Source organism: Martinezella lusitana (assembly GCF_010668395.1).
GTDB classification, from domain to species: Bacteria; Pseudomonadota; Alphaproteobacteria; order Rhizobiales; family Rhizobiaceae; genus Rhizobium; species Rhizobium lusitanum_A.
The window spans coordinates 45792-59942 of sequence record NZ_WUEY01000030.1 but is presented as its reverse complement, the minus strand read 5'-3'; the positions used below and the strand labels follow the sequence as shown (position 1 = coordinate 59942).

The 14151-nt window shown below is 62.2% G+C and carries 7 protein-coding genes; 4 read left to right on the top strand and 3 right to left on the bottom strand.

What is annotated here, in order from left to right:
• The coding region (locus GR212_RS33350) for a beta strand repeat-containing protein (RefSeq protein ID WP_204326868.1) at positions 1-5095 on the bottom strand (5095 nt) is incomplete at its 3' end.
• A 799-nt stretch (positions 5096-5894) separates the two neighbouring features.
• Here GR212_RS33350 and GR212_RS33345 point away from each other — a divergent pair.
• The 4 genes from GR212_RS33345 to GR212_RS33330 all read left to right on the top strand — a co-directional run bounded on the left by GR212_RS33345 (position 5895) and on the right by GR212_RS33330 (position 12263).
• Positions 5895-7193: an MgtC/SapB family protein gene (locus GR212_RS33345; RefSeq protein WP_163993713.1), complete on the top strand. Its 1299-nt coding sequence runs from the start codon at positions 5895-5897 to the stop codon at positions 7191-7193.
• A 98-nt stretch (positions 7194-7291) separates the two neighbouring features.
• Complete coding sequence (locus tag GR212_RS33340) at positions 7292-8362, top strand: HlyD family secretion protein (protein WP_163993711.1); 1071 nt, start codon at positions 7292-7294, stop codon at positions 8360-8362.
• A gap of 11 nt (positions 8363-8373) precedes the next feature.
• The gene (gene rbbA, locus GR212_RS33335; protein WP_163993709.1) at positions 8374-11148 is read left to right on the top strand and encodes a ribosome-associated ATPase/putative transporter RbbA; all 2775 of its coding nucleotides are present in this window, start codon (positions 8374-8376) and stop codon (positions 11146-11148) included.
• Positions 11145-12263 (top strand): ABC transporter permease, encoded by a 1119-nt coding sequence (locus tag GR212_RS33330; RefSeq protein ID WP_163993708.1) that lies wholly within the window; start codon positions 11145-11147, stop codon positions 12261-12263. Before rbbA ends, GR212_RS33330 begins: the two co-directional genes overlap by 4 nt.
• Before the next feature lie 33 nt (positions 12264-12296).
• Here GR212_RS33330 and GR212_RS33325 read toward each other — a convergent pair whose 3' ends face one another.
• Positions 12297-13106 (bottom strand): M55 family metallopeptidase, encoded by an 810-nt coding sequence (locus GR212_RS33325; protein WP_163993706.1) that lies wholly within the window; start codon positions 13104-13106, stop codon positions 12297-12299.
• The gene (locus GR212_RS33320; protein ID WP_163993704.1) at positions 13103-14140 is read right to left on the bottom strand and encodes a P1 family peptidase; all 1038 of its coding nucleotides are present in this window, start codon (positions 14138-14140) and stop codon (positions 13103-13105) included. The genes GR212_RS33325 and GR212_RS33320 overlap by 4 nt, the downstream gene beginning before the upstream one ends.
• Positions 14141-14151 lie beyond the last annotated feature (11 nt).

Below are 14151 nucleotides of genomic sequence, written 5' to 3'. Positions count from 1 at the left end.
GGCCGTTCGGCAGGCTGCCGGAGGCAAGGCTGTAGATCTTCGTACCGGTGCCGCCGCTTGCCGAAATCTGCTGGCTGTAGGCCTCGCCCGCCATGGCCTCGCTGAGCGCCCCGCCAGCCGGCGTGAACACGAATGTGGTGGGCGGCGGCGCAATCGCGATCGTATAGGCGACCGATGTCGTGGCGTTGTTGGCATCGGTAGCGCCGATCGAGACGCTGTAATTGCCTGACGTCGTCGGCGTGCCGGTAATCGCCCCCGCTGCGTGGTTGAGCGTAAGGCCGGGCGGCAACGCGCCCGCGGTTACCGCATAGCTGTAGGGGCTGGTACCGCCCGAGGCAGTCACGGTCTGGCTGTAGGCGGCATTCATCATGCCGGCGGCAAGGGCGCCGCTTGCCGGCGAGAAGGACAGCGTCGGCGCGCTGACCGTCACGCTGACGGTTGCCGGCGCGGACGTGCCGGAGGAGTTCGTTGCGGTGTAGGTGAAGCTGTCCGGCCCGCTATAGCCTGCCGTCGGCGTATAGGTGATCGCGGTTCCCGATGCGCTTGCGGCGCCATGGCCGGCTCCGGTCGCGACGGCCACGGAGGCCGCCGTTCCGCCTGTAATATTGAGCGTGATCGGATTGGCGGATGAGTTGGCGGCGACGGTTGCCGAGACGCTGCCGGCGATCGGCGGCTGGACGTTGGTCGTCAGGGTATAGGCCCTGGAGCCGGTGAAGGGTCCGCTCCCCGTCGAGCTGTCCGTTGCGGTGATAGTGAAATTGAAGCTGCCGGACGCGGTCGGCGTGCCTGAGAGCGCGCCACCCGAAGACAATGTAAGGCCGGTTGGCAGCGCGCCCGCCGTCACCGCATAGCTGTAGGAAGCGGTGCCACCCGAGGCTGTCACGGTCTGGCTATAGGCTGTGGCAACGGTCGCGGCCGGAAGCGTCGCCGGTGCGATCGAGATCGAGGGCGAGGCAACCGTCAGGCTATAGGCTCTGGAGCCGCTGAACGGCGCGCCCGTCCCCGTCGAACTGTCCGTTGCGGTGATGGTGAAATTGAAGCTGCCGCCCGCCGTCGGCGTTCCGGAGACCGCACCCGCCGGGGACAGCGTCAGGCCGGACGGAAGCGCGCCGGCCGTGATCGCGTAGCTATACGCGCTGGTGCCGCCGGAGGCCGTGATCGTCTGGCTGTAGGCAACAGCGACCGAGGCCGCTGACAGGGTCGACGGGCTGACGGAAATCGTCGGGATGGAGACCGTGACGCTGACGGTCGCGGGTGCCGATGTGCCCTCGCTGTTGATGGCAATATAGGTGAAGCTGTCGGATCCGCTGTAGCCCGTCGCGGGCGTATAGGTGATGGCGGTGCCCGATGCGGTCGCCGTACCATGCGTGGCGGCTGTCGCCACCGCGACCGAGGTCGCAGCTCCTGTGATGTCGAGCGTGATCGGGTTGTTCGTCGAATTCGGCGCGACCGTCGCCGCAACGCCGTTGGCGACCGGCGGATTAGCCGTAACTGAAAGGCTGTAGGCCCTGGAACCCATAAACGGTCCCGTACCGGTCGAACTATCCGTTGCGGTGATGGTGAAATTGAAGCTGCCGGACGCGGTCGGCGTACCCGACAGAGTGCCGCCCGAAGACAGTGTCAGGCCGGCAGGCAGTGAGCCCGCCGTCACGGCATAGCTGTAGCCAGCGGTCCCACCCGACGCGGTAATGGTCCGGCTATAGGCAGTGTTGACGGCAGCCGCGGTCAGTATCGTCGGTGCGATGCTGATCGTCGGGTCGGCGATGGTCAGGCTGTAGGCCCGGGATGCGCTGAAGGGTGCGCCTGTGCCGGTCGAACTGTCTGTTGCGGTGATGGTGAAGTTGAAGGTGCCGCCAGCGGTCGGTGTACCGGAGACAACGCCGCCCGAAGACAGCGTCAGGCCGGCCGGAAGTGAGCCTGCCGTGAAGATATAGGGGCCGGTGCCGCCCGAGGCAGTCACGGTCTCGTTGTAGGAGGTGCCGATGGCACCCGCCGACAGCGACGCAGGGCCGATCGAGATCGTCGGTGCAGAGACCGCTATACTGACGGTCGCCGGCGCGGACGTGCCGTCGGCATTGGTGGCGGTGTAAGCGAAGCTGTCCGATCCGACGTAGCCTGCTGCCGGCGTATAGGTGATCGCGGTGCCGGAGGCCGTCGCAGTACCATGGGCCGCCGCCGTCGAGACCGCGACCGAGGTTGCGGCTCCGCCCGTGATGGCGAGCGTGATCGGGTTGGCGGAAGAGTTCTGCGCGACCGTCGCCACAACGCCGCTGACGACCGGCGGATTGAGGAAGGCATAGCCGTTGGTCAATATCGCCGAACCACCCGGCGCGGTGACCGCAACATCGACCGCGCCAGCCGCATGAGCCGGAGTAGTCGCAGTGATCTGCGTCGCGCTGTTGACGGTGAAGCCGGACGCCGCAGACCCACCGAAGGTTACGGCTGTCGCGCCCGCCAGGTCCGTGCCGGTGATCGTCACCGAGGTCCCGCCTGCCTGCGGGCCTGAACCTGGCGAGATTGCCGTCACTGTCGGGATGGGGGCGAGATAGGTGAAGCCGCTTGTAAACGTCGCGGAACCTGCGGTCGTCATGACCACGATATCCGCCGGACCTGCCGCGTGAGCCGGAGTGGTCGCGGTAATCTGCGTCGCACTGTTGACGGTGAAGCTCGTCGCAGTGGTTGCGCCGAACGTCACTACCGAGGCTCCGGTAAAGTTCGTGCCCGTGATCACCACCGTCGTCCCTCCCGCGGCGGGACCGGTATTCGGACTGACCGAGCTCACGGTCGGAGCAGATACATAGGTGAATTGATCCGACGCGGCTGTCGCACTCGTGCCGCCGGCCGTCGTCACCCTGATATCGACGGTCCCGGAGCCGGAAGGCGCGGTTGCGGTGATCGAGGTCGCGGAATTGACGGTAAAGCCGGAAGCGGCTGTTGCCCCGAAGGTAACGGCTGTCGCCGTGGTGAAATTGGTTCCGGTGATCGTCACCGTCGTGCCGCCCATGCTCGGCCCTGACGTCGGACTGATGCCGGTTACCGCCGGGGCTGCGAGGTAAGTGAACTGATCGGCGGCGGATGTCGCACTCGTGCCGCCGGCCGTCGTCACAACGATATCGACCGTTCCGGTGCCCGCCGGCGTCGTCGCCGTGATTTGCGAGGCACTATCGATGGTAAAGCTCGTCGCGGCCGTCGCTCCGAACGTCACCGAGGTCGTATCGGAAAAACCGGTGCCATGGATCACCACGGTCGTCCCGCCGGTGCTTGGCCCAGCGGTAGGGCTGATACTCGACACCGTTGGAGCGGCTATATAGGTGTACTGATCGGCTGCCGACGTCGCGCTGGTGCCGTTGGCCGTCGTCACGCGTACGTCCACAGTTCCGGCCGAATTGGCGGGAGTGACCGCTGTGATCGAGGTTGCCGAATTGACGGTGAAGCTCGTTGCCGCCGTCGCCCCGAACGTGACTGCCGTGGCGCCGCTGAAACCCGTGCCCGTGAGCGTCACAACCGTGCCGCCGGCGACAGGACCGGCCGTTGGACCGATCGAGGACACCGTCGGCGCGGGAACATAGGTATACTGATCCGCCATCGACGTCGCACTCGTGCCGCCCGGGCTCGTAACCGTGACATCGACCGTTCCCGCCGCGCTGGCAGGTGCAACCGCCGTGATCGAGGTCGGGGAGTTTACGGTAAGCGAGGTCGCCGTCACCGATCCGAAGTGAACAGCCGTCACGTTGGTTAGATTCGCGCCCATGATGGTAACCGTCGTACCACCAGCCAACGGACCGGAGCTTGGCAAGAGTCCCGTCACTGTCGGAGAAGCCACGTAGGTGTACTGATCGGCCGCTGACGTCGCGCTCGTGCCGGCGGCGCTCGTAACCGTGACATCGACCGTTCCTGTCGGGCCGGCAGGCGCAGTCACGGTGATCGACGTTGCCGAATTGACGGTGAAGCTCGTTGCCGCCGTCGCGCCGAACCTGACCGCCGTCGCACCCGTGAAGTTCGCACCTGTCAGGGTCACCGACGTGCCGCCGCCAGTCGGACCTGTCGTCGGCGAAATCGAACTGACCATGGGAACGGGCGAGCTGACCGTAATGGATTCAGATACCGGTGTGACGTAGAAAGACGCTTCCGCGCCCGAAAGCGTATAGCTGACCACGACCGGGCCCGGTCCCGCATTGGACGCGGCGGTCACGGTGAAAGCTTGGGTTGCGGCACCTGAGAAATTCACGACTGGCGGCGTAAACGTGAGACCGGCGCCTGATGGTGTCACCGACACGGCGCCGGCGGCCGTTGCGGTCATCGTCAGGATGGACGAAGTATCGCCCTGCAGCAGAACGGGGTATGCCGGCGGCGTTATGGCGCCAAGAACCGTCATCGCCGAAGCCGCTGGCGCGGTATATTGTGCAGCATTCGGCCCGCTCAAGGCATAGGTGATCGCAGTCGATCCAGGTGTCGCATTGGCGGCGGCGGTCACCGTAAAGGTCTGGCTGGTGGTGCCGGCCCCAAACGTGATCGACGGCGGATTGAAGGTCAATCCCGCAGCCGTGGGGGTCACCGTCAAACCGGTGGCCGGAGCCTGAGACAACGTCATGCTCAGGGTGGAGGTTATGTTTCCAGCCTGCGTTACCGGATATGCTGGCGGCGTGATGGTCGCCGTGGCGCTGGCGCAGGTAACGGAGGCATGAATCGTACCGCCTGTCGCTTGCGACCAGGCATAGACAACGAAATCCGGATAAGCCTGGGTGGCCGTATAGGTGCCGTTTAAATTCAACTCTTGATTGATTGCGGCATATTGCTGGACAGGTATTTCCTCAGGGTCGCTAGCCCCTTCATTGGTATATAGCGCGAAGCCCGACCCCATATTGGCATTGCTGTTGGTGCTTCCGCTGGAAGTGACCACATACGTAATCTTGTCACCGGCATCCAACGATAGCGGAGCCTGCCATTCTCCGGCATCGCCCGAAAATGTCTGGCCGCCGCCCCAGTAGGCATTGATGCCATCACATCCCGACGACGCGAACGACTGCGATGCGCAGGTGAGCTGAAGCGCCGCCGCGACAAGGCTGCCGGCAAGCATCCGGGTAAAAGCTGGCATGCGGCTCGTTCCGCTGGAAGCCTTCCGGAAAAAGGGGGCAGCAGTTCTCACGCGAAATCGAACGCTCATGTAAAATCCTACAGGTCGTCAAGACTGGAAATTTAGCTGCAAGACGATCTGCTGGCGCCTGAATCAGCGCCCTTCCCCCATCCGCGCGATCAAACTATACGTTTGAAATTGCTTTGGGAAATGCCATCCCTGTTCGAAAATTCAGATATTCTTACGTGTGTGTTTTTGGCAACAACCAATACGGGATACTTAGTTTCTCGATGCAAGCATAACGGAGGAAAGCTCAGGAAATTCGTATGAATTATTCAGTAGTCGTTGCCAAGAAATGCTCCGGGGGAAGAGGCGGGTTTTCCGGAATACTTCGCGGGTTGGTAACTCAAGACGAACAAACCAAAGTCGCCTCGTGACGATTACACATCCCGGCGAAATCCGAACAAGCGCCCTGAAAAACAGTATTCAAAAAAACGCCAGGCCAATCGAAAAGCCAATCGACGTTCCTTGGTCGATCCGGTGGATATTCTTGGAGCCGAACGAAAGGCCTGTGAGAAATTATGCCTGTTTCGATGATTGCCGGCCGGGGCGTTCATCCACAAAAATCGGCTGCCGGCCGGCTTTCGGCGCCTGCCGGCATGTGAAACACCGCATCGGGGGCGAATCACGACGCTACCTGCAATTGCCTTTACCCCTTCCGTATCTTGCCCGTGAAACATACAATGCACATTCGTCGGACAATTCGGGAAGAGGTGATTTGCAGCTCCCAGGGCGCAACCGCTTCGAACAAGGGATCGGGATGGAGAGCATTGAACCTTTCGAGCGCCTTGGTTTGGCGCTGGCTATCGGAGCGGTCATCGGCATCGAACGCCATTGGCGGGAACGCGATGAAAGCGCCGGAATGCGGACCGCGGGAATACGCACCTTCATGATCGCCAGCATGCTGGGCGGCCTTTCGGGCCTGATCGAGCAGACGCTCTCCGCTCCGCCCACACGACACGGCCTTGTCGTCATCGCCATGTTTGCGATCTTCAGTTCGATCTTCGCCCTCTATCAGTACCGGGAATCGAACGCCGAGGGCAATTACAGCGCCACCTCGGTCGTCACCGCCATGGCGACCTTTGCGCTCGGAGCCTTGGCCGTGCTCGGCAACGCGCCGTTGGCCGCAGCCGGCGGGGTCGCGCTCGTGGCCATCCTGGCCAGCCGTGAGATATTGCATCGGTTCGTTCGAACGCTGAGCTGGAACGAGTTGCGATCCGCCATCGTCTTCCTTGCGATGGCCGTCATTGTCCTGCCGATACTGCCGACGGCGCCGATCGGCCCGTTCGGCGGCATTTCCCCCTCCGGCACCTGGCTACTGGTCGTCCTTCTGGCCGGCATCTCCTTTCTTGGATATGTCGCCGTCAAGGCATTGGGACAGGTACGCGGCGAACTCGTAGCGGGGGCGGTAAACGGCTTGATATCGTCGACCGCGATGGCCGTCACGAATGCCCGGCTCAGCGTTGGCGGAGGATCCGCGGCACTGCTGGTCGCCGGAGCGACTGCGGCAAACGCCGTCTCGTATCTCAAGGTCCTTCTCTATATCGCCATCCTTGCACCGTCGATCGCGGGACGCCTCGGGCCTTCGCTGATTGCCGCCGCTCTTGCGATGGCCGCCTTTTCGCTGCTGTTTGCGCGGAACGGCACAACCGAACATACGGAAAGCCCTGCACGAAACCCGTTTGAATTGTTTGCCGTATTGAAAACCGCACTTCTCCTTGTTACCGTGGGTTTCCTGGCACGGGCGACTGCGACCTGGTTTGGGGAGTCTGGTCTACTCGTCGTCTCGACACTTTCCGGACTTGCGGATATTGATGCCATCACCGTTACCATTGCTGGCATCCTTGATACTATCAGCGCCGAATTCGCGGCGACGGCTCTTGGAGCAGCCGTCATCGCCAATACGGTCGCCAAAATGGCATATGCCTTCGCCCTCGGCGGTCGCGCCTATAGCGGTCGCTTCCTTATCGCCAGTACCGCCGCGCTTCTCGCCGGCATCTTCGTATTCAAGACAACCCCGCTGATGGAGTGGCTTGTGATGGAACGCTTGCCGAAATAACGACAAGATCGCCGATCGCCCGCCGGGCGATCAAGAGCTTTAAGTAGTTTGCGTATGCGGCCCGATACCGTGCGGGTCGGTGGCTTATGGAGAAGGCGATGGCTGTTTCACGAAAGACTTGGCTTGCGGGTGCGATCATTCTCATCGTTGCGGTGGGCGGCTATTATGCCTGGACGCTCGTCAATGACCGCGGTCTTCCCAGCGGCTTTGCTGCCAGCAACGGTCGTATCGAAGCGGTCGAGATCGACATCGCGACCAAGACTGCCGGACGATTGCAGGATCTGATGGTCCGCGAAGGTGATTTCGTCACCGCCGGCCAGACGCTCGCACAGATGGATACGGCGCAGCTCGAAGCACGCAAGCGCCAGGCCGAGGCACAGCTGCGCCGCGCCGAAATCGCGATCGACACCGCTCACAGCGTGGTTGCCCAGCGCCAGGCGGAAAAGACGTCCGCGCTCGCAGTCATAGAGCAGCGCAAAGCCCAGCTGGATTCGGCAAGCAAGACCAATGCGCGCAACAGGCAGCTGCTGAGCAGCAACACCGTCTCGCAGCAAATCGTCGACGACAGCGAAGCCAATGAGCAGGCAGCGCGGGCAACGCTCGCGTCTGCGGACGCCGCACTGGCGGCGTCGGATGCCGCCATCAATGCCGCAAAGGCACAGGTCGTCGACGCGGAAGCCGCCGTGGATGCCGCAAAGGCCGAAATCGAAAGCATCGAGACGGATATTTCGGACAGCACGCTCAAGGCGCCACGGGATGGCCGCATCCAGTATCGGATCGCCCAACCCGGCGAAGTGCTGGCAGCCGGCGGCCGCGTGCTGAACCTCGTCGACCTTGGCGATGTCTACATGACATTCTTCCTTCCGACGGAGCAAGCGGGCCGCACCTCGATCGGGTCGGACGTTCACCTCGTGCTCGACGCCGCACCCCAGTATACGATCCCCGCCAAGGTCTCCTTCGTCGCCGACGTTGCGCAGTTCACGCCGAAAACCGTCGAGACGGAAGAAGAGCGGCAGAAGCTAACCTTCCGCGTTCGCGCTCAAATCCCTCAAGAGCTGCTGAAGAAATATATCCAGTACGTCAAAACAGGGCTGCCCGGCATGGCCTATGTGCGCCTCGACCCGCAGGCGCAATGGCCTGACAATCTCGAACGCAACCTCGTCAAGTAGCGGTTGACGACATGGTCGAAACCGTCGAACGCACCACGAGTAACGACGAGGATGGCGGCGTTGTTGCCAGACTGACCGATGTCAGCCTCGTCTATAAGAGTGCCATCGGCCTGGATCAGGTCACGCTTGCGATACCATCGGGCAAGATGACCGGCCTGATCGGTCCTGACGGTGTCGGCAAATCGAGTCTCCTGTCGCTGATCTCGGGGGCTCGTGCAGTTCAGAAGGGACACGTGGAGGTATTCGGCGGCGACATGAGCGATGCCCGGCATCGCGACCGGAGCTGCCCGCGAATTGCCTACATGCCGCAGGGGCTTGGCAAGAATCTCTACCCGACGCTGTCCGTTTTCGAGAATGTCGATTTCTTCGGACGCCTTTTTGGCCAGGACAAGAAGGAGCGAGAGACCAGGATCGGCGAATTGCTTGAAAGCACCGGTCTCGGGCCGTTTGCAGAGCGCCCCGCGGCAAAATTGTCCGGCGGCATGAAGCAGAAGCTCGGGCTGTGCTGCGCGCTCATTCATGATCCGGATCTTCTTATTCTCGACGAGCCGACGACTGGCGTCGATCCTCTGTCCCGCAGGCAGTTCTGGGAGCTGATCGGCAGCATTCGGGCAAGCAGGCCCGGAATGAGCGTCATCGTCGCGACCGCCTATATGGAGGAAGCCGCCGATTTCGACTGGCTGATTGCAATGAATGCCGGCAAGGTGCTTGATACCGGCACCCCGAAACAGCTTCTTGAGCGGACCCAGACCAAGGATCTCGACGCCGCCTTCATCGCCATGCTGCCGGAGGCGGATCGCCGCGACTACCACGAGATTGTCATTCCGCCGCGGCCGCAAGCGACGGACGGTGTTTATGCCATCGAGGCAAGCCATCTCAGCATGCGCTTCGGTGATTTCACCGCCGTCGACAATGTCAGCTTCCAGATCCCGAAGGGCGAGATATTCGGCTTCCTGGGTTCGAATGGCTGCGGCAAGACCACGACGATGAAGATGCTGACGGGCCTGCTCGCCGCAAGCGAGGGCGAGGCCAAGCTTTTTGGCCGCAAGGTCGATGCCAGCGACATGGCGGTCAGGCGTCGCGTCGGCTATATGAGCCAGGCCTTTTCGCTCTATAGCGAGCTGACCGTTCGCCAGAACCTCGATCTGCATGCCCGTCTTTTCCGCTTGCCGGAAGAGCGCATTCCGGGGCGCATCGCCGAGATGACGGATCGGTTTGGTTTGGGCACCGTGATGGAAGCCCTGCCGGACGCCTTGCCGCTCGGCATCCGCCAGCGGCTATCGCTGGCCGTCGCGATGATCCACGCGCCGGATATTCTCATTCTGGACGAGCCGACGTCCGGCGTCGATCCGGTCGCCCGCGATGCCTTCTGGCAGATCCTTGTCGACCTGTCGCGCAAGGACGATGTGACGATCTTCATCTCGACCCACTTCATGAACGAAGCCGAACGCTGCGATCGCATCTCGCTGATGCATGCGGGCAAGGTGCTGATCAGCGACACGCCGGCAGCCATTGCCAAGAGCCGCAACACAGCAACGCTCGAAGACGCGTTCATCGCCTATCTCGAGGAGGCGGCTGGTATCGTTCGCGGCGAAGAAGCCAAGCCTGTCGTCGTGGCGGGTGCCCATACGGCCGCTCCACCGCCCACGCGCCGCCGTCTCTTCGATTTTCGGCGCATGTTCAGCTATACGCGCCGGGAAGCGCTGGAACTGCAGCGGGATCCCATACGCGGCACGCTTGCCGTTCTTGGAAGCGTTATCCTGATGCTCGTGATCGGCTATGGCATCAACCTCGACGTCGAGGATCTGACCTTTGCCGTGCTCGATCGAGACGATTCGACCATCAGCCGCGACTACGTGCTCGATATCGCCGGTTCCCGCTACTTCATCGAAAAAGCGCCGATCAGGGATTATGCCGACATGGATCGGCGCATGCGGGACGGCGAGCTCAGTCTCGCCATCGAGATTCCACCCAGCTTTGGAAGGAACGTGCTGCGCGGCGACAATGTCGAAATCGGCGCATGGATCGATGGCGCCATGCCGCAACGGGCCGAAACGGTGAGAGGTTACGTTCAGGGCATGCATGCCGAATGGCTCGCTCGCAAGGCAAAGGAGCTCTACGGCGCGGCGGCCACGCAAGGCGCGTTCACCATCGAAACGCGCTTCCGATATAATCCCGACGTCAAAAGCCTCGTGGCGATGGTTCCCGCAGTCATCCCGTTGCTGCTGATGCTGATCCCCGCCATGCTCGCAGCCTTGAGCGTCGTGCGCGAAAAGGAACTCGGATCGATCATCAACCTCTATGTCACGCCGGTCAGCAAGCTGGAATTCCTGCTCGGCAAGCAACTGCCTTACGTCGCGCTGGGGATATTGAATTTCCTGTTGTTGACGGCTTTTGCCACCCTGGTCTTCCGGGTTCCGTTTACAGGGAGCTATCTGACCTATCTGACGGCGGCGCTCTTGTATGTCGTCATCGCGACCTCGATCGGCATCGTCATCTCGGCTTTCATGAAGAGCCAGATTGCAGCGATTTTCGGAACCGCGCTGCTGACCCTGATACCGGCGACACAATATTCGGGCATGATTGACCCGGTTTCGTCATTGCAGGGGGCCGGCGCCCTGATCGGCAAGATTTATCCGGCCACCTATTTCATGACGATTTCGCGCGGCACGTTCTCCAAGGCGCTCGATTTCACCGGCCTTTATGGCTCCTTCATTCCACTACTGATAGCGATCCCCGTCCTCTCGGTCCTGGGTACGCTTCTCATCAAAAAGCAGGAGGGATGACAGTGTCACTATCCAATATCCTGCAACTGGGAATCAAGGAACTGCGCGGACTGGCGCGCGATCCGATGCTCGTTCTGCTCGTCGTCTACGCGTTCTCGCTGCAGATCTATACCGGCTCAAGTGCCCTGCCGGAAACGCTGAACAATGCGGCGGTCGCCATCGTCGACGAGGATCAATCACCTCTGTCGGGGCGCATCAGCACCGCGTTCTACCCTCCGTATTTCGTGCCGCCCAAGCAGATTTCGATCGCCGAGATGGATCAGCGGATGGATGCGGGCCTGGACACGTTCGCGCTGAACATCCCGCCGGATTTTCAGCGAAAGGTCATGGCGGGGCAGCAGCCGGCACTTCAGCTCAATGTCGATGCGACCCGCATGAGCCAGGCGTTCACCGGTAGCGGCTATATCCAGACGATCGTGACAAGCGAAGTCGATGAGTTCATGAACCGCTATCGTGCCGCCAACAATGTGCCAGTGGACCTGACATTGCGGGCGAGATTCAATCCACAACTCAACAAATCCTGGTTCGGATCGATCAACAACATCATCACCTCGATCACGATGCTTTCGATCGTCCTGACGGGCGCTGCCCTCATCCGGGAAAAGGAACACGGCACGATCGAGCATCTGCTCGTCATGCCCGTGACCCCGCTGGAGATCATGGTCAGCAAGATCTGGTCGATGGGCCTCGTGGTTCTGGTCGCAACGGCGTTCTCGATCTTCGTCGTGGTCAAAGGCCTGCTTGCCGTTCCCATCGAAGGGGCGATGACGCTTTTTCTGCTTGGAACGGCGCTGCAGCTTTTTGCGACGACGGCCATGGGGATCTTCCTGGCGACCGTCGCGGGCTCCATGCCGCAATTCGGCCTGCTCCTCATTCTCGTCCTCTTGCCGCTTCAGGTCCTGTCCGGTGCCATGACGCCGCGCGAGAGCATGCCCGATATCATTCAATACATCATGCTACTGGCACCGAACACGCATTTCGTGATCCTGGCGCAATCCGTTCTCTTCCGAGGCGCCGGCATCGACGTCGTCTGGCCGCAGCTTTTGTCATTGCTCGCGATCGGCATGGTCCTGTTTTTCTTTGCTTTGCGGCGCTTCAGACAGTTTCTGAGATAGGCGCCGCAGCCGTGCTTCGGAGAGCGAAACTGGTCACGACGTCAGAAAGCGCAATGCGCGCTGGATCTCGAAGAAATCTTTCGCCTTGAAGCCGACCGCCCTCGGGCCGGAGGCGTAGGCCCCGGGATACCAGCGAACTCGCCAGGCGTCCGTGGCATTGACGAATTCGATCACCACCTCGAAAGGGCCTTCCAGAGAAGGCAATTGTGCAGTCGGTCCGGCGGCAAGGGCGGAGATCGCAGCCTCTACGCCCTCCCTGATCTCGTCGCGCGCGCGCGCCGGCGTGATCGACAGGGCGGCGCGGCCAAACCCTTCCATGGTCGGCACCGTGCGGATGCCGGGAACGAGCGCTCCGGCATCGGCGCAGATCTCGGCGTCTCCAGCAAGAAAAGCCGAGCGAACGCCATGGCGTGCCGCGCAAAGCGCATTGATCGTGAATTCCGAGGCCACCTCTCCGTTGAGAAGAAGGCGCGAGATGCGAAGCGTCGTCGTATGGGCAAGAGGATTGGCCTCGGAACCCGCCTTGGAATGATAGCCGGTATAGATCGCAGCCGCGAAGTCGGAGCTCAGCCCGAACATCATGCCGTCCGGATGGCCGGACCATCCGCGCATGATCCGCGCATAGGGCGGAAGCCGATCCAGAATGAGGTTGCGTCCGCTGTCATGGGCATCCTTGATCAGGACTTCGCTCGCGCCTGCCGCGCGCGCACCCTCGCACGCCGCGACGACTTCCGCGGTCATCAGATTGCGAAACTCCGCATAGTCGGCATGCGTGCGCTCGGCTTCGTCCCAATGAGCGATGCCGGCGGTTCCCTCTATATCGGCGGACAGAAAGACTTTCATTCTTGGATCTCCTTTGCCCAGTCGGCCAGTGAGGGATAGCGCCGTCCCGTTCTGCCCGATGTGGCGGGCGCGGCACAAAGCGCGTTCAGAACGGCTTCCTGCGTCGCTTCCGCAGCAGCGCGAAACGGCAGGTCGATGAGGTTGTTGTCGAGGCAGCGGACGGCCTGGAAGGGCGGCGCCTCGTGCGCCACCGGATCCGCCGTGGTGAAGCCCACGACAATATCGCCCGAGCCATGTCCCCAGAATGCCCCGAGCCGCGCGAGGCCCGCGCCGGCCCGTCGCGTCACCCGCTGCAATTGCCGATCGCCAAGCAGCAGGTCGGTGGCAAGGATGACGATGACCGAGCCTTTTTCCGGAGCGCTCAGCCCATGCGGCTGCGGCCTGCGGCCATCAGGCAGAACCAGGTCGCCGGCGCGGCCGAAGTTCGCGAGAACCAGCGCGCCAAGCGTGAAATCCTGTCCTGCGATGCGCATCCGGCGGGAAGCCGTGCCGATCCCCGCCTTGAAGCCGAAGGCGGTCATGCCGGTGCCCGCACCGACAGCCCCCTGCTCGACAGGGCCGGATGCCGCCGCATCCAGGGCCGCAAAGGCATCCTGGCGCGTGACGGCGAGCGCCTGAATGTCGTTTATGGAGCCGTCATTGCATTCGCAGACCACCGCGTTGACGGTCGAGGTTTTCCGCCCGATGTCGGGGTTGGCAGCGATGGCGCGCTGGATCAAGGCCTCTGTGCAGGCGGCGACACCGAACGTATTGGTCAGCAGGATCGGCGTTTCGATCGTCCCGAGTTCCGCAATCTGGACAAGGCCGGTGGATTTGCCGAAGCCGTTGATCACCTCGACGGCGGCCCGCACCTTCTGGCGAAAGAGATCGCCCTGGTGCGGGACGATTGCCGTCACGCCGGTTGCAAGGCCCGCACCGGAAAGGGTGCGGTGCCCGACTGCTATCCCGGTAACATCGGTGATGGCGTTCAGCGGCCCGGGAAGCAGGCTGTTTTCCCCATCGGCCCACAGGCCCAATTGGCGTGCAGTCGTCATCTGAATGTCCT